The sequence below is a fragment of the Arthrobacter sp. MDT2-3 genome (assembly GCF_059090465.1).
In genome coordinates, this window is record NZ_JBNHFS010000007.1 from 26,647 (window position 1) to 50,206 (window position 23,560).

General features: G+C 66.0%; 22 protein-coding genes and 6 tRNA genes. 19 read left to right on the plus strand and 9 right to left on the minus strand.

The features are described from left to right. Positions 1-46: 46 nt before the first annotated feature. The 5 genes from AC5RUQ_RS18060 to AC5RUQ_RS18080 form a co-directional block, all read right to left on the minus strand. Positions 47-1,681: an RsmB/NOP family class I SAM-dependent RNA methyltransferase gene (locus AC5RUQ_RS18060; RefSeq protein WP_493948704.1), complete on the minus strand. Its 1,635-nt coding sequence runs from the start codon at positions 1,679-1,681 to the stop codon at positions 47-49. Beyond that, the gene (fmt, locus tag AC5RUQ_RS18065) at positions 1,678-2,598 is read right to left on the minus strand and encodes a methionyl-tRNA formyltransferase (protein WP_493948705.1); all 921 of its coding nucleotides are present in this window, start codon (positions 2,596-2,598) and stop codon (positions 1,678-1,680) included. Before fmt ends, AC5RUQ_RS18060 begins: the two co-directional genes overlap by 4 nt. Continuing rightward, complete coding sequence (gene def, locus AC5RUQ_RS18070; protein WP_493948706.1) at positions 2,595-3,194, minus strand: peptide deformylase; 600 nt, start codon at positions 3,192-3,194, stop codon at positions 2,595-2,597. The genes fmt and def overlap by 4 nt, the downstream gene beginning before the upstream one ends. Before the next feature lie 77 nt (positions 3,195-3,271). Beyond that, entirely contained in the window at positions 3,272-4,132 is an 861-nt protein-coding gene (locus tag AC5RUQ_RS18075; RefSeq protein ID WP_163163190.1) for a cytochrome, read from the minus strand. Between the two features lie 95 nt (positions 4,133-4,227). Beyond that, positions 4,228-4,299 (minus strand) — tRNA-Val (locus AC5RUQ_RS18080). A gap of 374 nt (positions 4,300-4,673) precedes the next feature. Between AC5RUQ_RS18080 and AC5RUQ_RS18085 the strand changes: the two genes are divergently transcribed. The 6 genes from AC5RUQ_RS18085 to AC5RUQ_RS18110 all read left to right on the plus strand — a co-directional run bounded on the left by AC5RUQ_RS18085 (position 4,674) and on the right by AC5RUQ_RS18110 (position 5,662). Next, positions 4,674-4,746, plus strand: a tRNA-Gly gene (locus AC5RUQ_RS18085). Positions 4,747-4,793: 47 nt separating this feature from the next. Beyond that, a tRNA-Cys gene (locus AC5RUQ_RS18090) sits at positions 4,794-4,864 on the plus strand. Between the two features lie 40 nt (positions 4,865-4,904). Beyond that, positions 4,905-4,979: transfer RNA gene (locus AC5RUQ_RS18095), tRNA-Val, on the plus strand. A gap of 57 nt (positions 4,980-5,036) precedes the next feature. After that, positions 5,037-5,109 (plus strand) — tRNA-Gly (locus tag AC5RUQ_RS18100). Between the two features lie 41 nt (positions 5,110-5,150). Beyond that, positions 5,151-5,222: transfer RNA gene (locus AC5RUQ_RS18105), tRNA-Val, on the plus strand. Between the two features lie 185 nt (positions 5,223-5,407). After that, entirely contained in the window at positions 5,408-5,662 is a 255-nt protein-coding gene (locus AC5RUQ_RS18110; RefSeq protein WP_493948707.1) for an antitoxin, read from the plus strand. A 176-nt stretch (positions 5,663-5,838) separates the two neighbouring features. Here AC5RUQ_RS18110 and zapE read toward each other — a convergent pair whose 3' ends face one another. Further along, the gene (gene zapE, locus AC5RUQ_RS18115; RefSeq protein ID WP_493948708.1) at positions 5,839-6,876 is read right to left on the minus strand and encodes a cell division protein ZapE; all 1,038 of its coding nucleotides are present in this window, start codon (positions 6,874-6,876) and stop codon (positions 5,839-5,841) included. A 216-nt stretch (positions 6,877-7,092) separates the two neighbouring features. Between zapE and AC5RUQ_RS18120 the strand changes: the two genes are divergently transcribed. The 4 genes from AC5RUQ_RS18120 (at position 7,093) to AC5RUQ_RS18135 (ending at position 9,380) form a co-directional block, all read left to right on the plus strand. Then, positions 7,093-8,016, plus strand: coding sequence for a sulfurtransferase (locus AC5RUQ_RS18120; protein ID WP_461174670.1), 924 nt, complete (start codon positions 7,093-7,095; stop codon positions 8,014-8,016). Between the two features lie 38 nt (positions 8,017-8,054). Then, positions 8,055-8,513, plus strand: coding sequence for a SufE family protein (locus AC5RUQ_RS18125; RefSeq protein ID WP_430228389.1), 459 nt, complete (start codon positions 8,055-8,057; stop codon positions 8,511-8,513). 15 nt (positions 8,514-8,528) lie between these two features. After that, positions 8,529-9,029, plus strand: a complete 501-nt coding sequence (ybaK, locus tag AC5RUQ_RS18130; RefSeq protein WP_493948709.1) for a Cys-tRNA(Pro) deacylase — start codon at positions 8,529-8,531, stop codon at positions 9,027-9,029. Positions 9,030-9,182: 153 nt separating this feature from the next. Further along, the gene (locus tag AC5RUQ_RS18135) at positions 9,183-9,380 is read left to right on the plus strand and encodes a hypothetical protein (protein ID WP_493948710.1); all 198 of its coding nucleotides are present in this window, start codon (positions 9,183-9,185) and stop codon (positions 9,378-9,380) included. A 53-nt stretch (positions 9,381-9,433) separates the two neighbouring features. Here AC5RUQ_RS18135 and AC5RUQ_RS18140 read toward each other — a convergent pair whose 3' ends face one another. Further along, entirely contained in the window at positions 9,434-10,642 is a 1,209-nt protein-coding gene (locus AC5RUQ_RS18140) for an alpha/beta hydrolase family protein (protein WP_493948827.1), read from the minus strand. A gap of 176 nt (positions 10,643-10,818) precedes the next feature. Between AC5RUQ_RS18140 and AC5RUQ_RS18145 the strand changes: the two genes are divergently transcribed. The 9 genes from AC5RUQ_RS18145 (at position 10,819) to AC5RUQ_RS18185 (ending at position 21,169) form a co-directional block, all read left to right on the plus strand. Then, a complete protein-coding gene (locus AC5RUQ_RS18145) occupies positions 10,819-11,310 on the plus strand; it encodes a hypothetical protein (RefSeq protein WP_493948711.1) in 492 nt (163 codons plus the stop codon). 14 nt (positions 11,311-11,324) lie between these two features. After that, a complete protein-coding gene (msrB, locus tag AC5RUQ_RS18150; RefSeq protein WP_493948712.1) occupies positions 11,325-11,843 on the plus strand; it encodes a peptide-methionine (R)-S-oxide reductase MsrB in 519 nt (172 codons plus the stop codon). Positions 11,844-11,985: 142 nt separating this feature from the next. Beyond that, complete coding sequence (locus AC5RUQ_RS18155; RefSeq protein ID WP_493948713.1) at positions 11,986-13,353, plus strand: DUF6421 family protein; 1,368 nt, start codon at positions 11,986-11,988, stop codon at positions 13,351-13,353. Positions 13,354-13,415: 62 nt separating this feature from the next. Beyond that, complete coding sequence (locus AC5RUQ_RS18160) at positions 13,416-14,174, plus strand: SDR family NAD(P)-dependent oxidoreductase (RefSeq protein ID WP_493948828.1); 759 nt, start codon at positions 13,416-13,418, stop codon at positions 14,172-14,174. Positions 14,175-14,235: 61 nt separating this feature from the next. After that, entirely contained in the window at positions 14,236-15,333 is a 1,098-nt protein-coding gene (locus tag AC5RUQ_RS18165; RefSeq protein WP_493948829.1) for a threonine aldolase family protein, read from the plus strand. Between the two features lie 61 nt (positions 15,334-15,394). Beyond that, positions 15,395-16,039 carry a DUF3000 domain-containing protein gene (locus AC5RUQ_RS18170; protein WP_493948714.1) on the plus strand — a complete coding sequence of 215 codons (645 nt, stop codon included), beginning with the start codon at positions 15,395-15,397 and terminating at the stop codon, positions 16,037-16,039. 75 nt (positions 16,040-16,114) lie between these two features. Then, positions 16,115-17,452 carry an HRDC domain-containing protein gene (locus tag AC5RUQ_RS18175; protein WP_493948715.1) on the plus strand — a complete coding sequence of 446 codons (1,338 nt, stop codon included), beginning with the start codon at positions 16,115-16,117 and terminating at the stop codon, positions 17,450-17,452. Positions 17,453-17,705: 253 nt separating this feature from the next. Next, complete coding sequence (locus AC5RUQ_RS18180; RefSeq protein ID WP_493948716.1) at positions 17,706-18,986, plus strand: thiolase family protein; 1,281 nt, start codon at positions 17,706-17,708, stop codon at positions 18,984-18,986. Continuing rightward, positions 18,983-21,169 (plus strand): 3-hydroxyacyl-CoA dehydrogenase NAD-binding domain-containing protein, encoded by a 2,187-nt coding sequence (locus tag AC5RUQ_RS18185; protein WP_493948717.1) that lies wholly within the window; start codon positions 18,983-18,985, stop codon positions 21,167-21,169. Before AC5RUQ_RS18180 ends, AC5RUQ_RS18185 begins: the two co-directional genes overlap by 4 nt. Before the next feature lie 105 nt (positions 21,170-21,274). On the opposite strand, the gene AC5RUQ_RS18190 is transcribed toward AC5RUQ_RS18185, so the two are convergent. Continuing rightward, entirely contained in the window at positions 21,275-22,822 is a 1,548-nt protein-coding gene (locus tag AC5RUQ_RS18190; protein ID WP_493948718.1) for an ABC transporter ATP-binding protein, read from the minus strand. Next, positions 22,823-23,560, minus strand: coding sequence for an energy-coupling factor transporter transmembrane component T (locus tag AC5RUQ_RS18195; RefSeq protein ID WP_493948719.1), 738 nt, complete (start codon positions 23,558-23,560; stop codon positions 22,823-22,825).

Here is a 23,560-nt window from a genome sequence, read left to right on the forward strand (position 1 = left end):
GACTTTTTTGCGGATCAGGGCTTTTCGCGGCTTAGGGTTTCGGGACTCAGGGCTTCTTGTGGATCAGGGCCAGGAACATGGCATCGGTGCCGTGGACGTGCGGCCACAGCTGCGCGGTCGAATCATGCCCGGCGCCGAGGTTGCCCGGCAGGCTGACGCTGTCCAAAGCCTGGCCGGCCTCCAGCAGTTCAAGGTCATCGCGTTTGCGGAGCACATCCGTGACCACGGCCGTGGTCTCGGCGGGGTGGGGCGAGCAGGTCACGTAGGCAACCACTCCACCCGGGCGGACGGCGGCCAAGGCAGATTTGAGGAGATCGCGCTGGAGCTGGCCGAGGTCTGCCAGGTCCTTGGGCGTGCGGCGCCAGCGGGACTCCGGCCGCCGCCGGAGCGCGCCCAGCCCGCTGCAGGGGACGTCTACGAGTACCCGGTCAAAGAACTCAGGCTTCTCCGTGCCCACCTCGCGGCCATCACCCGTACGGACCTGCCACGTTTCCCGCGGTACGGCCGAAAGCGCCTGCGTCACGAGCTTGGCGCGGTGCGGTGCAGGTTCATTCGCCAGCAGGGTTGCGCCCCTCTGGCTGGCCAGCGCACCGAGCAGTGCTGCCTTGCCACCCGGCCCGGCGCACAGGTCCAGCCACGCCTCACCAGGGCTTTCGCCATCGGAGCCACTGTTCCGGCCCAGGTCCACGGCTGCCATGGCGCGCGCCACCAGCTGCGAGCCGACATCCTGCACCCTGGTGCTGCCCTCCCGGACGGAGGCAAGCCGCCCGAGGTCTCCGCCGCTGGACAATGCCGAGCCTTCCACCAGTTCGCCGGGCGTGGCTCCGTTTTCCAGGGCCTCGTCGAGGCTGCCGATGCCGGGCAGGGCCACCAGATTGACCACCGGCGCCGCGTTGTCCGCTTCCAACAGGTCGTTGATTTCTGAGGCAGAGCGCCCGTGCGCCACGAGTGACTGGCGCATGGCGCGGACGATCCACTCCGGATGGGCGTAACGGAGGGAGGCCACCTTGGTCTGGTCAGTTTCTCCGGCGACCAACTGCTCAAGCCATTCCTCGAGTGTGTGCGCAGTGACCTTCCGGAGGACGGCATTGATGAGGGCTGATGGTCCAGCGCCGATGACTGCACGGGCCAGGCCGACGGTTTGGTCCAGCGCGGCGTGCGCCGGGACGCGCATGGCCAGCAGTTGGTGCGCTCCGATCCGAAGGGCGTCGAGGATGGCCGGGTCCAGTTGTTCCAGCGGCCGGTCCACGCACCGGGCAAGGATGGCGTCATAGGTTCCCTGGCCGCGGAGCGCCCCGTAGCTGAGTTCAGTGGCAAAACCCGCGTCCCGTTTGTCCAGCCCGTGGTGCCGAATCCGTGCGGGCAGCACAAGGTTGGCATACGCGTCCTCGGCGGCTACCGCGCGCAGGACTTCGAAGGCCACCAGTCGGGCGGGATCCGCCCTGCGGGTCCGTTGGGAAGGGGCGTTATCGGTGAAACTGCGCTGGGCGCTGCGGTTCCGTTCCCGCCCCTTGGCGTTTCGGTTGCTCGAATCACGGGGCCCTCCTTGGCCGCGGCCACCGCGCTGGCCGCCGCTCCCGCCGCCCGCGGCGCTTCCGGCTCCGGTGCCGCTTCCGGCGCCGCCTCCCTTTCCGCCGCCGGCTTTGCCGCGACCGCCTTGATTGCCGCCGGACCCGCTCATTCGAACACCACGCTTTCAAGGGAAGCCATACCGCGTGCCCAGTCGGCAGCGGCCATCATCTTTTTGCCGGCCGGCTGGATCCGGGTCAGCTCGACAGCATGGGAGCCGGTTCCTACCAGCACGCTTTTGCCCTGCAGCGAGACGTATCCGGGCGCGAGGCCGGAAACGTCCGGCCGGAGCCGTACGGGAGCCAGCTTGATGCGCTGGCCGTCCATCACGGTCCAGGCTCCGGGCTCGGGAGTGACACCCCGCGCCTGCCGCCCGATTGCCAGGGCAGGGTGTTTCCAGTCGAGGCGGCCGTCATCGAGGGTCAGCTTGGGGGCAAGGGAAACCTCGCCGGATTGCGGAACGGCTGCTGCCTTGCCGGCGTCAATGGCAGAGAGGGTTTGGGCCAGGAGCACTGCCCCGCTGTGGGACAGCCGCTCCAGCAACTCCCCCGCGGTATCTTCCGGCCCCACCGTTTCCGTGAGGGTGCCAAAAACTGGCCCGGTATCCAGGCCCTCCTCCAATTGGAACGTCACCGCCCCGGTGACGTCGTCACCGGCCATCACGGCACGCTGCACCGGAGCGGCGCCACGCCAGGCGGGAAGGAGCGAGAAGTGCAGGTTGATCCAGCCGTGCGGCGGGATATCGAGCGCGGCGGCGGGAACCAACCCCCCGTAAGCGACGATCGCAGCCACATCGGGGCTAACGGCAGCAATCCTGGCGGTGGTTTCCGCGTCAATCCGTGCCGCGTGAATGACCTCAATGCCGAGCTCCGCGGCACGGGCGGCTACCGGCGAGGGCGTCAGCACGCGTTTGCGCCCTATTGGCGCGTCCGGCCTTGTCAGGACTGCAGCAACATCGAAACCTGCTTCGACGAGCGCATTTAGGGACGGAACAGCGACGGCGGGAGTCCCCGCGAAAAGGACCCTCACCCGTTGGCACCAGCCGCGCCGGCACCGAAGCTGGACCCGGAGGCAGCGCCGCCGAAACTTGAGCCGACCGATTTGGCGCGCTTCGCCGTCGTCCGTTCGGTGACGGAGTCGTAGTTGGCGTTGCGGATGGAGCGCAGGGCAGCTTTCCGGTCCTCGCCCTCTAAGCGGTCCGTGTAAAGGATTCCGTCCAGGTGGTCGTTCTCATGCTGGAAGCAGCGCGCCAGCATGCCCTCGCCCTCGACCGTGACGGGGTTTCCGTGCATGTCCACGCCGGTGACACGGGTGGAGCGGAAACGGCGCACGGGGAAGCCAAGACCGGGGATGGACAGGCAGCCTTCCACCTGGTCGGGCTGGAAATCCTCGCTGTTTTCCAGCACAGGGTTGATGATGTGCCCTTCCACGCCGTCAATGCGGTAGGTAAAGACGCGCTGGCTCACCCCCACCTGGGGCGCGGCCAGGCCGGCACCGTCAACGTCTTCCATGGTTTCCGTCATATCCGCCACCAGCTTGGCCAGCTCAGGCCCGAATTCCGTCACAGGATCGGCAACTGTGCGGAGCACAGGATCGCCGATGATGCGGATATTCAGAATAGCCATGCGCTGTTTTTCCTTACAGTTGGCGGTAACGGGAACCTATCCAGTTTAGGCGCAGACACCTTGGATGCAGGCAACGCCTAGACGGTCTGTACCTGTGCGAGCGGCGGCGGGGCAATGGGCAGCAGCGCGGCGCCAGCGGAAATCGTGTCCGCCGACAATTCCCAGACACGCCGGAGGGCGCAGAACTTCCACCAGTGGTGCTTAAGGACCTCAGGGTTGGCACGGACCGGACGGACCTCGGTCTCGCCAATGGCCACGGCCAGCAGGACGGGGTTGTCGCCGTACTTCCAGGGCTCCCAGGTCCCGGCCTCCGGATCTACCAGGCTCTCTTCCGCCTTCATGCCGGCCACCAGCTGCATCACCACTTTGTCGTCCAACGGCTTGACCAGCCCGTCCCGGGTGGTGCCCTTGGTCTTGTAGTCGATGAGGCAGACCCTGCCGTTGATCCGGGCAACGAGGTCGAGGGTGCCTGCGTAGCCTACGGCGTTGTTCCAGACGGTGATCTCCGGGGCGATGGGTTCCACCCGGTAAAGCTCCCACCATTCATCGAAGCGGACGGCGAAGGCTTCTTCGCCGTTGGCAGCCAGTGCCTCCCGGGCTTCCTTCATGGCATGCGGCCGGCCCAGCGCCCGCAGGGCCACCTGCTCACAGTAGTAGTGCACGCGGTCCCCGCGCCTGGCGGCCTCGTCCCGGTACGTTTCCGCTGCCTTGGCCGCGCGGTTGACGGCCTGCTTGATTTTGGCAGGGCTGCCGAGGCAGTCGGCGAGCAGCGGATCCTTCGCCAGGCTGCTGGCCCCCATGTATCCAAACCAGCCGTCGAGCCCGTGCGGTTGCTGGCCGATCACTGTGGTGATGGACGGCACGGAGAAATGCTCGGAGGTGGACCGGGCGTACATCCGCCCGTATTCCGTGGCGTGGGCAAGAAGTGGAGCAGTCATAGGAAAGACTCTTTCACAGGGGGCTGACATCGTGTCCGGGCGCACAAAAAAGGTCCGTTTCCGCTGCAGATGAGCGGAAACGGACCAATATGCGGTGGGCGATACTGGGTTCGAACCAGTGACCTCTTCGGTGTGAACGAAGCGCGCTACCACTGCGCCAATCGCCCTGATGCATTTGAATGTTAGCCGACCCTGCAGCCATTTCGGAAATCGGCACCAACCGACCGCAAACCGGCAGCAAAAGGGGCACCTCGCCAGGCAACCCAAGCCGTGAACGGACAGGACAAAAGGGGGCAGGCCTGCGCAGAGTGATTCGCATGCCAGCCCTGTCCAAACTCAGCCATCGCGCCCAGCGCCACCAGTCGCCGTCGCGAATTACACGTCTGTAACTCAGCGAATTCCGCGCCATTGCAGGGAAGCAGCGCCATTGGCCATTCATGAAGCTGGCGCGATTTGGAGAATCCCGGAACCTCCTATATTGTTTTTACTCGTTGGAAAGCGAGGAAATGCCGGGAACGGCAGCGAATCGGCCCTCCAAAATGCGGACGTAGCTCAGCTGGTAGAGCACCACCTTGCCAAGGTGGATGTCGCGAGTTCGAATCTCGTCGTCCGCTCGCAGGACACTGTCACGGCAAAGGTTCTTTTGAATCGGCGCTTACACGGTGGGTTGGCCGAGAGGCGAGGCAGCGGCCTGCAAAGCCGTATACACGGGTTCGAATCCCGTACCCACCTCGGTGAAAACCATGGTTTCCGGTGTGTTCCGGATAAACATGGGCGATTGGCGCAGCGGTAGCGCGCTTCCCTGACACGGAAGAGGTCACTGGTTCGATCCCAGTATCGCCCACCAAGCAAGGAAACTTGCTTCATGCAGTTCGACCGGCCGCGGCCGGAACGTACTTCATATGCGGACGTAGCTCAGCTGGTAGAGCACCACCTTGCCAAGGTGGATGTCGCGAGTTCGAATCTCGTCGTCCGCTCTCTTACTCCTTACAATCCCATAAGCCGGGCTTCCGGTTCCGGGCGATTGGCGCAGCGGTAGCGCGCTTCCCTGACACGGAAGAGGTCACTGGTTCGATCCCAGTATCGCCCACATTCAGCAGCTCCCCGGAGCTGCTTTTTTCTTGCCCTGCGGCCATTGCCCCGCACAGGAGGCAGCAACTCAATCCGCTGCGGGCGAACGCCCAAAGCCCCTGATTTCCTTGGCACGGCTCCGCCTGCAGGGCTAGGATCGGATGCGGAGGAGCGACCTGGCTCCGCGATTGAAGGGAGGTGCTCGTGGGACTGATTGGCGACATAAAGGGCAAGGCTCAGGGTCTTATCCGCGGTAACGAGCAGGCCATCAAGAACGGCATCACCAAGGCCGGCGATTTCGTCGACACCAAGACCGGAGGCAAGTACTCAGGTCACGTCAACAAGATCCAGCATGGCGCTTCCAAGCTCGTTGACCAGAACGGAACTCCGGGCCAGGCACCTGCCCCCGGGCCGGTTCCGCCGGTCAACCCGGTTCCGCCGGTTGACAAGGCTCCGTAAAAAGGATTTGGCCAGGGCTTTGCCCTAGTACGTCAAGGGGGTGCGGGTCCCGCCGGGAGGCGGCACCCGCACCTTTGGCGTTTAAGGCCCCGCCGTCCGGCACCTTTTCCACCTATGGAGCAGCGGCTTCCGTCTACGGAACGGACGACGGCGGCCGGTGGCTGGCGCCGGCAACCCTAGGACGGTTCGTGGTTTTGCCCCTCCCGGGCCAGGGCGTTGAGGCGGGAGACAGCGCGGAAGTACTTTTTCATGTAGCCGCCGGTCATCATTTCCTCGGTGAACAGCTGATCGAACGGAACACCGCTGGCCAGGATGGGCACGTCTTTGTCATAGAGCCGGTCAGCCAGCACCACGAACCGAAGTGCCACGGCCTGCTCGGTGATGGTTGCCACGTTGCGCCAGACCACGCCGTCGATGCCGTCGATCAGCTGGCGGTAGCGGCTGGGGTGCACGCCGGCCAGATGGGCGATGAGGGTGCTGAACTCGTCCTGCGCCACCGTCTTGCCGTCGAACTCCGCTTTCATGTGCGCGGACAGCTCACTGTTCTTAAGGGGCGCCGGGGCTGCCGGCAGTCCGCGGTGGCGGAAGTCCTCCCCATCGATACGGATAACGTCGAACTGGTCTGCCAGGACCTGGATTTCGCGCTGGAAATCCACCGCGGCGAACCTGCCGTCACCCAGCGAGCCAGGCAGGGTGTTGGAGGTGGCAGCAAGCTTGACGCCGGCGTCGGCAAGTTCGCGCATCAGCCGCGACATCAGCACGGTGTCGCCCGGATCATCGAGCTCAAATTCGTCAATGCAAACGAGCTTGTAACCGCTCAGCGCATCCACGGTCTTGCGGAAGGACAGGGCGCCTACCAGGTTGGTGTACTCCACAAATGTGCCGAAAGCCTTGGGCCCCGGAGATGCGTGCCATAGGGAGGCCAACAGGTGCGTCTTTCCTACGCCGAACCCGCCGTCCAGGTAGATCCCTGCGCGGGACGTGTCCTTCTTGCCGAACAGTTTCTTGAACAGTCCCCCTCCGTCATTTGCCCCGACGCCGCCGGCAAATCCTTCAAGGGCCCGGACTGCATGGGACTGGCTGGGCTGCTTGGGATCCGGGCGGTAACTCGCAAAGGAGACCTGGCCGAAACGCGGCGAGGGAAAGAAACCCTTCAGGAGCTCATCCACCGATACTGACGGAGTTCGGGCGGCAAGCTGTTCGATCTGTACCAAGGTGGTCCGTTCTGCTGGTGGTTCGTCCCCAGAAAGGATACCGGCAACCAACGCCCGCTTCGGGTGGCGTGGAGCTACCCGGCCGGCCAGCGTGACGAAGGCAACATTTCCTCCTGTTAACTGAAAACGGACATCGCCGTGGACCGTGGCTAGGGTGGGAGGAGGTCCCCATGCCGGTCCCGCGGATCAGCCGTGTTCTCGATGAAAGGCAAAGATATGTCCTACCCAGTTGAACAAAACGAGAAGTTCGCAGCCTACGCCCACCCCGAGCGCCTGGTTTCCACTGAATGGCTTGCTGCGGCCATCGAAAACGGAGCCGTGGCCAGCGGCCAGCTGATCGTGGTGGAGTCTGACGAAGACGTGCTCCTGTACGAAACCGGACACATCCCCGGCGCAGTGAAGATCGACTGGCACACCGACCTGAACGATGAAGTGACCCGCGACTACGTGGACGGCGCCGCATTCGCTGAGCTGGCGGCGTCGAAGGGCATCTCGCGCGACAGCACCGTGGTCATCTACGGTGACAAGTCCAACTGGTGGGCTGCCTACGCACTGTGGGTCTTCACCCTCTTCGGCCACCAGGACGTGCGGCTGCTCGACGGCGGCCGGGACAAGTGGATTGCCGAGGGCAGGGAGCTGACCACCGAGAAGCCCGCCCCGGCCAGGGGCGAGTACCCGGTTGTTGAGCGCGACGATGCTCCGATCCGTGCCTTCAAGGAAGATGTCCTGGCCCACCTGGGCAAGCCGCTCATCGACGTCCGCTCCCCTGAGGAATACACCGGCCAGCGCACCCACATGCCGGCCTACCCCGAGGAAGGTGCGTTGCGTGGCGGCCACATTCCCACTGCTGCCTCCATTCCGTGGGCGCGGGCAGCCGCTCCCGATGGAACCTACCGCAGCCGTGAAGAACTCGAAGCCCTCTACCTGGGCGAGGCGGGCCTGAGCGAGGGCGACGACGTCGTGGCCTATTGCCGCATCGGCGAGCGTTCCAGCCACACCTGGTTCGCCCTTAAGTACCTCCTGGGCTTTGACTCTGTCCGCAACTATGACGGTTCGTGGACCGAGTGGGGCAATGCCGTGCGGGTGCCCATCGCCAAGGGCGCGGAACGGGGATCCTTTCCCGTTGCCGTCGGGGTCTGACGGCGCACGGCCAGCGCTACCTGCGTAGACTTGGAATGATGACTACTCAAGCCTTGCCTTCCGCCCTGGCGGCCATTGTGGACGACTTCCAGGCCCTGTCCGAGCCCGAGCGCCTGCAGCTGCTGCTCGAGTTCTCCCAGGGACTGCCGGACCTGCCCGAGCGGCTCAAGGACCACCCCGAGTTGCTCGAGCAGGTGGTGGAGTGCCAGTCCCCTCTGTTCCTGACCATCGAGACGGAGCAAGGCGGAGGCACGTCCGGCACCGTTCGGCTCTACTTCAAGGCTCCTGCAGAGGCTCCCACCACACGCGGCTTTGCCGGCGTCCTGCACGAAGGCCTGGACGGGCTGTCCGCCGAGGAGATCCTCTCGGTGCCTGATGACATGCCTGAACTGCTGGGCCTTACCCGCGCCATCACCCCGCTGCGGATGCGGGGGATGACGGCAATGCTGGGAAGGATCAAGCGCAAGGTCGCGGCTTCGTCCGCCGTGCGCTCCTAGCCACGCAGGGCATCAATGGCACGCAAAAACGCATCACAGGGAACTCCGGCCACCGCCGTACTGGCAGCAGCCGGGGTTCCCTTTGTGTTGCACCCCTACGCCCACGACCCCTCCGCTGCCAGTTACGGGGCGGAAGCAGCCGAGGTGCTGGGCATTGATCCGTCGAAGGTTTTCAAGACGTTGATGGTCGAGGTGGAGGGCAGGCTGGCGGTCGGAATCGTACCCGTCAGCGGCACCCTGGACCTTAAGGCCTTTGCGTCATCACTGGGAGCCAAGAAGGCCGCCATGGCCGACCCCGCTGCAGCCCAGCGCCGCACCGGCTATGTGCTGGGCGGCATCTCGCCGCTCGGCCAGCGGCTCCCCTCCCCTACCGTGCTTGATGACAGCGCGCTGGCGCTGGAAACGCTATTGGTTTCGGGAGGCAAACGGGGCCTGGACATCGAGCTCGCTCCTGCCGACCTCATTCGCCTCACTGACGCCGTCACCGCTCCCATCAGTTCGCTGTCCGCCTCGTAGGAACCGCACGGTCAATCGTCTCGCTGCGGGCCTATAATCGTTGCACCGGCATCACCGCAGAGCAGGGGCGGTAGGGAAGGTCGCGCCATTAGCCGTCCCCGCCGCGGGTGGAGCCATATGTTTACTTGGACGGACCTCATGCTCAAAACTCTGATGTGCAAGACAAACCTTGGGCACCACTGGGTGGCCGAAGCGGACCGCGACGGTAACTTCACGCGGCATTGCGCGTACTGCGGGAAAGTTGATCCGCACGGCGCCCGGTGGTCAGAACGCCTCTCTCAACGCGACCATCCCACCCATTCCAACTACGCGGACCCCTTCACCCCTCCAGACACGCCCGGCGGCTACTGAAGCCGCTTCCCAGCGGTTGAGCATCCCCGGCACATGCCGATTCAAACCGTGCCTTATCCCGCCTGGATCCCACCCGGATTCAGGCGGGGCGCAAGCTGTTGCCGCAGCCATGCCTTCACCACGCTCTCCCACCGTGCAGGATCAACGTTCCACTCCTTCGTGTGCCGCGCATGGTTGAAAGCCTCAAAGGTCACCATGTCCGGATTCCGCTCAGCCAGGAGCGCGGACGGCCCGTAGGGCACGTACTCGTCGTCCACGCTGTGGATGATCAACGTGGGAGTCCGCAGTTCCACTGCACGCGAAACCCAGTCCATGACCTTCAGGTCCACCGGCGCGGAGAGTCCCGTGAGCCGGCGCCCGAGCGGGTGCCCCAGCATAAGCTGCCCGTAGCGGCCAACGAGTGACGGGATTCTGTTGATTTGCGCGTGGTGGGCGAGCACATTGACCCAGTCGGTGACCGGTGCATCCAGCACCATGGCCCGGATCAAATGGCGGTAACGGGACAAGTCAGCAGCCTGCAGGCAGATGGCACCGCCCATGGACCAGCCGAAGAGGACAATCTCCTCGGCCCCGTTGGCAAGTGCGTATTCAATCGCTGCCTCGATGTCCCGCCATTCCGTGGAACCCAGGCCGTAGCGCCCGTCGTCGGCCGATGGGGCGAGCCCGTCATTGCGGTAGGACACCAAAAGGCTGGTCAGGCCCAGCTCCAGCGCGGGCCCGACGGCGCGCAGCGCCTCCTGCCTGCTGGCCCCGCGTCCGTGGACCATCACAGCCCAGGTGCGTGCGGTGCCACCGGCGCGGACCAGCCAGGCGGGTGCCTGCCCCCGGTCCACTTCGATCACCACGTCCTCTGCCGGAAGTCCGGCGGCGGCGGGGTCCGGGTAGACGGCGCCGCTCCACCACCCCCAGCGCGCGGCAGTGAGGTCTCCCGCGTAGACCGCTTCAACTTCGCGCAACACCGTACGTTCAGCCGGCGAATACGAGACGATGCGGCCGATGCGCGCGTGCCCCTTGCCGCCGTCGAAAAAGAATCCGTACACACCGTCAACGGTGGTGTCCTCATTGGCAGCCAGGATCACCTGCTGCCTCTGGCCGTCGCGGATCACGGCCAGCACTTCCTGGTCCGATGCCCGCTGCCTGGCCGGCGTGATGACGCGGCGGGCGAAATACACGGCCAACGCCGACGATCCGGTGGCCAGCAACCCCGCCAATGCCCCGCCCCCGATGGCTCCGCCAATCGCCCACTTCGTCCGCAGCGACATGCCCGCTCCGGAATCCGGGGTACGGGGAGTTGGGGCAGGACCGGTCTGCTGGAAAAGTGCCATGAAACTATTCTTACCGTCCTACCACCCAGAGCCCGTATTTCCGGCGGGCCGGTGGGAATTGCCTGCACCGGCGAAGGAGTGCAGCACCACGGGCACGGGACTAGGCTAAGGCCATGAGTGATCCCATCGTCATCCTGACCGAAGAACCCCTGGGGGCGGACGACCGCCTGAACATCGAGCGCCTGGTGGATGGTTCTGACACCCGGCTCGTGGTGCTGGTACCGGCAAACACTGAGCGGCACCTGCTGGTGGACTTCCTCGAAAACCTCTCCATGCTGGACATTGCCAAGGCATTCCGGGAGCTGACATCCCACGCTCCGGACCCCGCCACGGAACGGGCGCAGGCAGCCGAAACGCTGGCAGTGTCACTGGCCTCGCTGGCGGGACTGGGCGGAGGCGTCACGGGCGAAGTAGTGGACGGCGGGGCGGTCCAGGGCCTGGTAGCCAAAGTCAAGGAAACCGGCGCCGCGCAGGCTGTGGTGATCACCAGGCCGCATGCAGTGGCAGATACGTTCCACACCGACTGGGCCAATAAGGCACAGGACCAGCTGGGCCTCCCCGTCCTGCACCTGTACGCAGGTTCGGGATTTATCGGCGACTCCTGAGCGTTGACAAGGCTATGAGCATCTTCGGTAACAACATTCTGGGAAACAGCATCTTCGGTAACAAGGCCACGGATCCGGCTCCGGAGTCCCCCGCCGCCGAGCCCACCGTGCAAAAGAGCGACGCCGAGTGGCGCGAGGAGCTCACGCCGGAGGAATATCACGTGCTACGGCAGTCCGGGACGGAGCGCCCCTTCACCGGTGAATACTGGGACACCCATACGGCGGGTGTGTACCAGTGCCGCGCATGCGGCGCCGAACTCTTCACCAGCAACGAAAAGTTCGATTCCCACTGCGGCTGGCCTTCCTTCTGGGCACCACTGGCTGAAGGCACCGTCCGCTACATCCATGACCGGACCCTGGGCATGGACCGCGTGGAGGTCCGCTGCGCCACCTGCGATTCCCACCTGGGGCACGTGTTCGACGGCGAGGGGTACGGTACGCCCACGGACCAGCGCTACTGCATCAACTCCGTCTCCCTGAAACTAGTCCCGCAGGAAAAACCGCACGTCAGCGGCGCAGGTATGGAAGCCTGACATTGCTGAACGCTGGGCCTGCAAGCCGTGAAGAGTGCCGCGAGCACAAGGGTTTCTTAGGCTAGGTCCCTTTTCACATTAGTCCTGCTGGTTGCTTGCTACGCTCACCGTAGATAGCAAGCAACCAGAAAGGCAGCCGACGATGACCGAAACACTGATCACCGCCCCCACCGGCATAACCGCGGACAACCAGGACTGGCTCCGGCTTAAGGCCGCGGCCTCTTCCATCCAGTCGTTGCAGGTTAAGGACGGCTCCATCCCCGACGCCGGCGCACATGCAGAAGCCTCCCGGTACGTGGGTGACATCGTGGACGCCGTCCGCGTCCTGGCCCCCGCCTTTCCGCATGATGCCGCCTACCTGGACGCAGTCTGCGCGGACTTTTCCGCCTGGGAAGCCAACGGCTTCAACGTCCCGGACTTCCTGTCTTCGCTCCTGGCCTTCCAGCCGCAGGAACAGCGCCGCGACGGGCTCCAGCACCTGGTGGTCTTTCCGATGTACACCCAGAACGGGAGCAGCAACCGGCTGGTCGAGGCAGTCCTGATCGAGGTGATCTGGCCTGAGTTCATCGCCGGCCTGGAGGCTGGGGAATATTCGAACAAGCTGTTCGTCCCCATCCGTTTCCTGGATTTCACCGCAGGTTATGACACCAACTCCGCGGTGCTGTTCCCCGAAACCGTTGCCGTCCGTGAAACCCCAACCTTCACCTGGGGCGCCATCTTTGCTGACCGCGAGGCTGCCCGGTTCCGCCGCGTGCTCAAGGCGGCCGCCGAGACCACCAGCCTGGAACTTCCCGAGGGTGCCGCGGAACTGCTCGCCGACCAGGACCTGACGGAAGCAACCTTTGTGATGTGGGACCTCATCCACGACCGCACCCACATGCGCGGCGACCTGCCGTTCGATCCGTTCATGATCAAGCAGCGGATGCCCTACTTCCTGTACTCCCTCGAAGAGCTGCGCTGCGACCTGACGGCCTTCCGTGAATCTGTCCGCATCGAGAAGGACGAGGACGCCGATCCGGAAGCCCGCCGCCATGCCAAGCTGGTGCAGTACGCCATCATCTTCGACCGGATTTTCCGCTTTGCCATTACCGGCAGCCGGGTCCGAAACTACGACGGACTGGGCGGCCAGCTCCTGTTCGCCTGGCTGCACCAGCAGCATGTCCTGCACTGGACCGACACCCGGCTCACCATCGACTGGGACGAAGTAGCTGACGCCGTCATCGCCCTGGGTGCCAGCATCGACGAACTGTACTGGCGCTCCATCGACCGCCCGAAAACTGCGCACTGGATCGCGGCGTACGAGTTGGTTTCGGCTACCGTTACGCCCAACCCGGCTTCCGTCTGGGCGAAGGGCCCTGACGCGCTGGCCCTGGCCGGTCCGCCGCGCGGCCTGACGGACCAGGTGCTGGATGACGAGTTCCCGCTGTCCATGTTCTACGAAGCACTGGAGAAAAAGATGCGCCCTGTCATTGAGTCGACTGCCGGCATCACCGGAGCTTCCGCACTGTGACAGAAGAGTCGGGGAACCAGGCACCGGACAGGGCTGCAGCCGGGACGCCTGGTGCCCCGCGCCTGAACGTCCTGGTGACCGGCGGCAGCGGAGCGTCCGGCATCGCCGTCGCCCGGGCGCTTCACGCCGCAGGCCATCGGGTCTTCACCGTGGGTTCGGACCAGGCAAGGATCGACGCCGCGGCGGAAAAGGCGGGCGACGGCGTCACGGGCCTTGTGTGCGACCTGTCCCGGCTGGAGGACGTGCGGCAACTGCGCAAGGACGTGTCATCCTCTGCCGGCACCATTGACTCCGTCATCCACCTGGTGGGCGGCTGGCGTGGCGCCACAGGCATTGCCGACCAGACAGACGAGGACTGGGATTTCCTGGAACGCGGCGCCATCACCACGCTCCGGAACGTGTCCCGCATCTTCTTCGACGATATCGCTGCGTCCCCTTACGGCCGCTTCGCAATGGTGTCCTCCACCGCCGTGGCCAAGCCGACGGCGGCCACTGCCAGCTATGTTGCTGCCAAGGCCGCAGCCGAAGCGTGGACCATGGCCATGGCGGACGGCTTCCGGCGGGCCAACGCCGTTGCCGGAAAGGAGACTGCAGGCAACCACCCTGCCGCCAACGCTTCTGCCGGGAACACCGGTCGCGGGGAGGCGGCCGCCGTCGTCCTGGTGGTCAAGGCCCTCGTGGACGATGAGATGCGCCGGAACCACCCGGAGCGGAAGTTTCCCGGCGCAACTGACGTCGAAGACCTGGCCCGCGCGGTCGTCGGACTCTTCGACACCCCGGCCGGCGGCCTGAACGGCAGCCGGCTCGTGCTGGCCCCCTGAGAGTCGGTTCCCTGCCTGCAGGGCGCCCGACTGTATTTAGACTGAAAGCGTGAGCAAAGCCATGACAACAACAGCAGAAACTGCCGCCGGAACCCGGCTGCACGATCCCACCATCCGCGGATTCGCCTCGGACAACTACTCCGGGGTACATCCGGAGGTCCTCGTGGCCCTTGCCGCCGCCAACGACGGCCACCAGGTCTCGTACGGGGAAGACGACTACACCGCCAGGCTGCAGGAACTGATGGAGGAACACTTCGGGCCCGGCATCGAATGCTTCCCGGTCTTCAACGGAACGGGCGCCAACGTTTTGTCGCTGCAGTCGCTGCTCCCCCGCTGGGGCGCCGTGGTGTGTGCCTCCACCGCCCACATCAACATGGACGAGAACGGCGCGCCGGAACGGATTGGCGGCATCAAGCTCCTGCATGTCCCCACCCCGGACGGCAAGCTCACACCCGAACTGATCGACCGGGAGGCCTGGGGCTGGGGCGACGAGCACCGCGCCCAGCCGCTGGCCGTCTCCATCACGCAGACCACGGAGCTCGGAACCTGCTACACGCCGGAAGAGGTGCGGGCCATCGCGGACCACGCACATGCCAAGGGGATGAAGCTGCACATGGACGGCGCCCGGCTGGCCAATGCGGCGGCCCACCTCCAGGTCCCGCTGCGGGCCTTCACCCGCGACGCCGGCGTGGACATTCTTTCCTTTGGCGGCACGAAGAACGGGCTCTTGTTCGGTGAAGTGGTGGTGGCCTTGAACCCGGAGGCCGCCCATGGGCTGGTGTACCTGCGGAAGATGAACATGCAGCTGGCGTCGAAGATGCGCTTTATGTCGGCCCAGTTCATCGCCCTCCTGGAAGGTGACCTCTGGCTGCGGTCCGCCTCCCACGCAAACGCCATGGCCACCAGGCTCCGCACCGCCGTCGACACCATTGACGGCGTGCAGCCGACGCAGAAAACCGAGTCCAACGGCGTCTTTGCCATCCTGCCGGAAGGGGTGGCGGACCGGCTGCGGAAATCGTTCCGTTTCTATGACTGGAACGAGGCCGCCGGGGAAGTCCGGTGGATGTGTTCATTCGATACCACCGAGGAGGACATTGATGCCTTTGTGGCAGCAATCCGCCATGAGCTCCGCGCTGACGGCAGCGGGCAGTCCAGCTAGACGGCGCCTGGTGACGGCGAGCCTTCCCGCCGTCACCAGCATGGTTGCGTAACCTGCGAAGGTGAACGCACTTGACAAGGTTCCCCCGGAATTTCTCCACGCCTTGGGAACCCTCAGGAAAGCCCAGTGCCGCGGGGAACTCCACCTGGCGGAGATTCCCGCGCCTGCACGGCTGGCGCCCTTCGCCGTAGCGCTTGGCGCGGAAGTCCTGGCACCGGGGCCCGGCACCGCGACTCCCCTGCACGGCCCGGCCGCCATGGCGCTGGCGGCCGCGTCGGGAACAGCGGACGACGACACAGAGTTGGCCACGGGCCGCTTCATCCTGCTCCACGACCCCGAAGGCTCTGCAGTCTGGGACGGCGAGTTCCGCATCGTCACCTACATCCGGGCCCAGCTGGAGCCGGAGATGGGCAACGACGAGATGCTGGGAACGGTGGCATGGACGTGGCTGGTGGAGGCGCTCGAGAACCACAAGGCACCGTACAGAGCGGCCGGCGGCACAGCCACCAGGGTCCTGTCCGAAAGCTTCGGAACACTTGCGGAGCGGCCCGGCTCCATCGACATTGAGCTGCGCGCCTCCTGGACCCCCGCGACTTCGGACGTGACGGCACACCTCGAAGCCTGGTCCGACATGGTGTGCACTTTCGCCGGTTTACCGCCGCTCCCCGAGGGTGTCACCCCGCTCCCGCACCGGCGCCGGACCTAGCCGGATGTCCAGTGGCGGGCGCGGCGCGGCCCGAAAGGCAGTCCGGAACCGGCCGGCCGGTAAACTAAAGGCATCATGACCCCTAACAATCCGGAAAACACCACGGCCGGCGCTCCGGCTGCTGATACCGCACCCCAGATCACGGTGGAAGGCTTTGACAGCTCCATCCCCGAAATCGTCGAGCTCGATTCGCCCCGCGACGGCGTTCCGCTGGTCATCGAAACGCAAGCCGGGCTGGAGAGGTGCGCAGCCGCCATCGCCGCCGGGACTGGTCCGGCCGGCGTTGACGCAGAGCGCGCCTCCGGCTTCCGCTACGGGCAGCGTGCCTTCCTCGTCCAGATCCGCCGCGAAGGCGCCGGAACCTGGCTGATCGACCCCGAACCGTTCGACAACCTGGCCATCATCAACGAATCCCTCCGCGGCGTCGAATGGATCCTGCATGCGGCGAGCCAGGACCTGCCCTGCCTGTCCGAACTCGGCATGTGGCCGGACAAGCTTTTTGACACCGAACTGGCCGCCCGCCTGGCAGGCCTGCCCAGGGTAGGCCTTGCCGCCGTTATCGAACAGCTGCTGGGATTCGGGCTGGCCAAGGAGCACTCGGCCGCCGACTGGTCCACCCGGCCCCTTCCCGAACCCTGGCTCCGGTACGCCGCACTGGACGTCGAGGTCCTGACCGAACTGCGCGAAGAGCTCATTGAACTGCTGGAGGCCGACGGCAAACTGGAGTACGCGCAGCAGGAGTTCGCCGCGATCCTGGATGCCGGACTCGCTCCGCCGCGCGTGGACCCCTGGCGGAAAACGTCCGGCCTTCACCAGATCCGCGACCGGCGGCAGCTGGCGGCCGTCCGGGAGCTGTGGCTGGAACGGGACTCCCTGGCGCAGAAGAGGGACGTTGCCCCTGGAAGGCTCATCCCGGACTCTGCCTTAGTGGCCGCGGCCAAGGCCATGCCGTCCACGGTGCCCCAACTGCTGGGCACCAAGGGCTTCCACGGGCGGGCGGCGCAGCGCGAAGCTCCCCGGTGGCTGCGCTGCATCGCGACGGCCCGGGACCTGGAAGAGCTTCCGCCGCTGCACCTGGCCACTAATGCGCCGCCGCCGCCACGGGTCTGGGCCGACCGCGACCCTGAGGCTGCTGCACGGCTGGCCACCGCCCGGCCACTGCTGCAGGAGAAAGCCGACCAGCTGAACCTTCCCCTGGAGAACCTACTGACCCCCGACTACCTGCGCCGGGTGGCGTGGCGGCCCCCTGCGGAGATCAGCGAAAAATCAGTAGCGGCGGAACTGCGTGCCCTCGGCGCACGCGCATGGCAGGTGGAACTTGCGGCGCCACTGATCACGCACGCCTTCCTCAACCCGCAGCCGCTGCCGCCGAAGGAACCCAAACCGGACGCCGCTCCGGCAGCCCGCCAATAGGTCCCGCTGACGGCCACGGCCTCCCAAACCCAAACGCTCTCTCAGTTGATGGACAAATATTGACAGCGCTCTCTCACTTTTTCAAAGAGAGTGGGAGAGCGTTTGCCAATAATGTGCATTAAGTGCGAGAGCGTCCTTTCAATCCCGGGCCTTGCGGCCTAAGTTACTCGCGAGTAACATCGGGGGTACTGCCGTTCAGCTGCCTGCGCCATGCGGCGCGCACTGACGCCTACGTCTCGATGAGGAGTTACACGTGAGCAACAACGGAAGCAGCGCGTCCAACCGCACTGTCCGGGACGTCGTTTTTGTCGACGGCCTCCGCACGCCCTTCGGCCGGGCGGGAGAAAAAGGCATCTATGCCGGCACCCGGGCCGATGACCTGATAGTGAAGTGCCTCCGCGAGCTGCTGCGCCGGAACCCTTCGCTGCCGCCGGCACGCATCGACGAAGTGGCCATCGCGGCCACCACCCAAAGCGGGGACCAGGGCCTGACCCTCGGACGGACAGCGGCCCTTCTCGCGGGACTCCCCCGTACTGTTCCGGGGTTTGCCATCGACCGCATGTGCGCCGGGGCCATGACGGCCGTAACCTCCACCGCAGGCGGGATCGGTTTTGGCGCCTACGACGTTGTGATCGCCGGCGGCGTCGAGCACATGGGCAACCACCCCATGGGCTCCGGGGCGGACCCCAACCCGCGGTTTATGTCCGAGCGGCTCGTCGATCCGGCAGCGCTGAACATGGGCAACACCGCCGAGAACCTGCACGACCGTTTTCCCTCCATCACCAAGGAACGGACGGACGCATACGCGGTGGCGTCGCAGGAGAAGTTTGAAGAAGCCCGCCGCGACGGCAAGATCCAGCCGGACCTGGTGCCGGTAGCAACCCTGAAGCCCGGCCAGGGCTGGACCCTGAACACGGTGGATGAGCCGCCGCGCCCCGGCACTACCCTGGCTGACCTCGCCAGCCTCCGCACCCCGTTCCGCGCCCACGGCCGTGTCACCGCAGGAAACGCGGCAGGCCTGAACGACGGCGCCACTGCGGCCATCCTGGCATCGGCCGAAGCCGCCGTCGAACTGGGCTTGCCGGTCCGCATGCGCCTGGTTAGCTACGCCTACGCCGGCGTTGAGCCCGAGGTGATGGGCATCGGTCCTGTTCCCGCCACGGAGAAGGCCCTGAAGAATGCGGGGCTCTCCATCGGGGACATCGGGCTGTTCGAAATCAACGAAGCCTTCGCCGTCCAGGTGCTGAGCTTCCTGGAACACTTCGGCATTGCCGACGACGATCCCCGGGTTAACCGTTACGGCGGAGCCATCGCGGTGGGCCACCCCCTCGCTTCATCCGGAGTGCGGCTCATGAACCAGCTGGCCCGGCAGTTCGAGGAAGACCCCTCGGTCCGTTACGGGATCACCACCATGTGCGTGGGACTGGGAATGGGTGCCACTGTTATCTGGGAGAACCCGCACCACGCCGACTACAGCGGAGCCCGGCCAGCGGAATCCGCCATCACCGAAGCCGTTTCCGAAGGAGCAGCATGAGCGCCGCAGATTTCACCAAGCTTGCCGACCTCTTCCCCCATGAAACCGTGACGCATTCCTATGTCCAGGACATCGAACTCCCGGGCCCGGCCGGAAAGCCCGGCCCCGGCACGTTCGCCCTCATTACGCTGGACAACGGCCTGGACCACTCCAAGCCCACCACACTGGGGCCCAACACGCTGGTGGAACTGGGCACGGTGCTCGAGGAACTCCGGGAGCGGGCACGCCGGGGCGACATCGTGGGAGTGGGAGTCACGGGCAAGCCCTACTACCTGGTGGCCGGCGCAGACCTCTCTACTGTTAAGACCCTGGACAAACGCGAGCACGGGTTGTGGATGGCGCAACTGGGCCACGAGGTCTACAGCACCCTGGCCAACCTGGGCGTGCCCAGCTTCGCCTTCATCAACGGCGCAGCGCTGGGCGGCGGCCTGGAGATAGCCCTCCAATCCACCTATCGCACAGTGTCCACGGGAGCGGGGGCACTGGCGCTGCCGGAAGCTTTCATAGGGCTGGTGCCCGGCTGGGGCGGCGTCTACATTCTGCCCCGACTGATCGGCCCGGAAAACGCCGTGAAGGTCATGATCGAAAACCCCCTGAGCAACAACAGGACTCTCAGCGGCCCGGAAGCCTTCTCGCTCGGCATCGCCGACGCCATGTTCGAGCCTGCGGATTTCCTGGAGCAGTCCCTCGCCTGGGCCGCGAAAGTCATCACAGGCGAGGTGGCGGCGGAACGCCCCAACGCCGTCGAGCCCGCAGATCCGGACACCGCAGCCCGCTGGGCGGCGGCCGTAGCTGCCGGGCGGGCACTGGTTGAAGCCAAAACGTCCAACGCAGCACCGGCGCCGGCCAGGGTCCTGGACATCCTCGAAGCCAACCGCACCATGAGCCAGACCGAGTCCGCGGCGCTGGAGTGCGAAACCCTCGCCGAACTCATGCAGACCGACGAGTTCCGCGCCGCCGTTTACGCCTTCCTGGACCTGGTCCAGAAGCGGTCCAAGCGCCCGGCCGGCGCCCCCGACCGCAAGCTGGCCCGGCCCGTCACGAAGGTGGGCGTCGTTGGCGCCGGCCTGATGGCCAGCCAGCTGGCACTGCTCTTCGCCCGCCAGCTCAAGGTGCCGGTGGTCATGACAGACATCGACCAGGCCCGGGTGGACAAAGGGGTGGGCTACGTCCACGCCGAAGTGGACAAGCTCCTGGGCAGGAAGCGGATCAGCCAGGACGCCGCCAACCGCACGAAGGCGCTGGTGACAGGTTCCGTTTCCAAGGACGTTTTCGCCGATGCCGACTTCGTGATCGAAGCCGTATTTGAAGAGCTGAACGTCAAGAAGCAGGTGTTCGCCGAGCTCGAGGCCATTGTTACGCAGGAATGCATTCTGGCCACCAACACGTCCTCCTTGTCCGTCACGGCCATGGCAGAGGACCTCCGGCACCCGGAACGGCTGGTGGGCTTCCACTTCTTCAACCCGGTGGCCGTGATGCCGCTGCTGGAAATCGTCCGCGCCCCCAAGACCGACGACGCCGTACTGGCCACCGCCTTTGAGCTGGCCAAGTCCCTCAAAAAGACCGGGGTGCTTGTCAAGGACGCCGCGGCGTTCGTCGTCAACAGGATTCTGCTGCGGCTGATGGGCGAAGTGACGGCCGCCTTTGATGAGGGAACCCCCGCCGAGGTGGCGGACAACGCGTTGCGGCCCATGGGCCTGCCCATGACACCTTTCACGCTCGGCGCCATGGTGGGGCTTCCCGTTGCCCAACACGTCCAGGAGTCGCTGCACGCCGCGTTTGGTGATCGGTTTACCGTTTCTGCCAACCTGCAGAAACTGATCGACAACGGAGTGAAGAGCCTGTGGGCCCCCGGTCCGAACGGCGCACAGGAGATTCCACAGTCCACGTTGTCACTGATGTCCTTCGGGACCAGCCCCTCAAGCGCCGACGAAGTCCTGCGCCGCACCCAGGATGCCCTCGCCGAGGAAATCGGCCTGATGCTGGAGGAAGGGGTGGTGGCAGGGCCGGAAGCCATCGACCTCTGCATGATCCTCGGCGCCGGCTGGCCGATGTTCCTGGGCGGCATCACACCCTACCTTGACCGGGTGGGCGCCTCCGAGCGAGTCAACGGCAAACGGTTCCTTCCGCCGGGTGTGGCGTCCCGGCCCGCCGGGACCCCAACAGGCCGGCCCGCCAGCTGAGATTGGCCTGCCCCGCCCAGGAGTTCGTTCACCAGCGCAGGGGCTTCGTCCGGTTCTTCCGGACGGAGCCCCTTGCCTTGGACGGGGCTGCTTGCCTTGACCGCGTCAGCCTCCCGGCAGCCGCCCGCCCTCGAGCGTCAACAGGCGGTCCGCCGCGGTGCGGGCGTAGGGGACGTCGTGGGTGACCAGGACGACGGCGGCACCCGCCGCTGCGGCGGACCGTACTGCCTTGTCCAGCACAGCCAGGCCGTCACCGTCCAGGGCAACCGTGGGCTCGTCCAGGGCGATAACCGACGGCCTGCGGGCGAGGACCGTGGCCAGCGCCAGCAGCCGCTGCCCTGACGCCGGCAGCTCGGCCGGGTGGTCGTGGGCAGCCCCGGATAGACCTACGGCGGCCAGGGCAGCAGCGGTTCTTTCCGCCGCCTCGCCTGCACCGAACCGGCGGTCGAGGCCGAACCGGACCTCACGGGCAGCAGTCCGTTCGAAGAGCTGGTCGCGCGGGTTCTGGAAGAGAAGCCCCACGGAAGCGGCCACCTCCCCAACCGGCAGTCCGGCAATGTCCTTCCCGTTAACGAGGACGGAGCCGGACGTGGGCTGCAGCAGTCCGTTGAATTGGCGTAAGAGCGTGGATTTACCCGCACCGTTCGGTCCGGTCACGGCAACGATCTCCCCCGGCTGGAGCACAAGGTCGATGCTTTGCAGCACGGTGCCGTGCTGTTGCCCGCCGGCTTTACCACTGATTGCCCGGGCTTTCCTGCCGCGGCCTGCTGTGGCCGGGTAGGAGAAGTGGACGCCGCGGAGCTCCAGGACAGGGGCAGCAGCAGCCCTCACCTGGCGGGCGGCTGCCCGGGACGCCGGCATGTTGAAATTCCTGTTTGCAACCGGCCGCCGGATGCCGGCCGGCAGACGCTCCGGCGCCGTCATCAGTTCTGCGGGTGCGCCGCTCACCGCGACGGTGCCCGCGTCCAGGACAATCCAACCGTCGGCCTCGAGCAGCACCTCATCGATCGCCTGGCTCAGGACGACGACGGCGGTCCCGCCGTCCACGAGCTTGCGGAGCAGCAGCGCTAGTTCGCCCGCCCCGGCTGTGTCAAGGGAGGCAAAGGGCTCGTCCAGGACCAGCACCGCGGGCTCCAGTATGACTGCACAGCCGATGGCCAGGCGCCGCAGTTGGCCGCCGGAAAGCGTGCCCGGGTGGCGTTCCAGCAGCCCGGCAAGTCCCAGCACGCCCGCGGTGCGATCTACGGCTTCGCGCATGGCGGCCCGGTCCCTACCGGCATTCTCCAGGCCGAACGCCAGTTCTTCGGCCACAGTGGCGCGGACCGTGGAAAGGGCGGTGGAGGCGTCCTGCGGAACGAAACCCACCCGCTCACCCCACCTGGCAGGGTCGATGCGGGGGTCGTGCGCGGTTCCGTTGAAGTGCAGGCGGGTTCCCGCGAGTTCGAGGTGTCCTGCCAGGCTTCCGCCTGCTCCGGGAGACAACCAGCCCGCAAGGAGCCGGCCAAGCGTAGACTTACCGCTTCCGGACCCGCCGAGGATCGCGGTGTACGTCCCGGGGGCAAATGAGACGTCCACGCCGCGCAGGACTGGCGCGTCATCGTCGTGGAAGGCAAAACTCCTGATGCTGGCGGCGAGGGCATTGGAGGTCTTCACCTAGCCACCCGCCAGCCACAACCGGGCCGCCACGGCAGCCGCCGCGGCCAGCACCAGCAGGACACGGAGCCAACGCTCCACAACCGGATCCGGGACGTCCCGGTAGCTGGTGCGGTGGCCGGTGCCGCCGAATCCGCGGGCCTCCAGGGCCGCGGCGCGGACGGCAGCGTCTTCCACCAAAGCAGAGACCAGCGGAACCGCCTGGAGCCGGAATGCGGCAATCCGGTGCAACAGGCCGCGCCGGATCACCAGCCCCCGGGATTCCTGGGCCTGCCGGATACGGTCCAGCCGGGACGTGATAGCCGGGAGCAGGGTCAGGGTTGACGCCAGCACGAAGGCAAACCGGCCCTGCACGCCTTTCGCGGAGAGCGCCGCGACCAGGTCCGGCACGCTGACACTGACGGAGAACACCAGCAGGGCCAGGACGGCAGCCGAAACCTGCGCCGCCCGCTCAAATGCAAAGGAAAGCCCTTCAGCGGTGACGCGCGCAGGGCCCCACTGGGCGAGGATGATTTGCCCTTCCGGGAAAAACAGGCCGTGCAGGACCAGCAACGACAAACACAGCGGCACCAGCACGGCAGCTGCCGCAGGCAGGAGCCGCCGGAGCGTGCCTACCACGGCCGAAAGGCCGAGGGCGCCCGCGATCACGGCGAGGGACAGCGGCCAACTGGCTGCCGCCGTCGTCATCACCGCCGTGCTGCCGGCAGCCGCGAGGGATGTCAGCGGATGCAGTCGCAT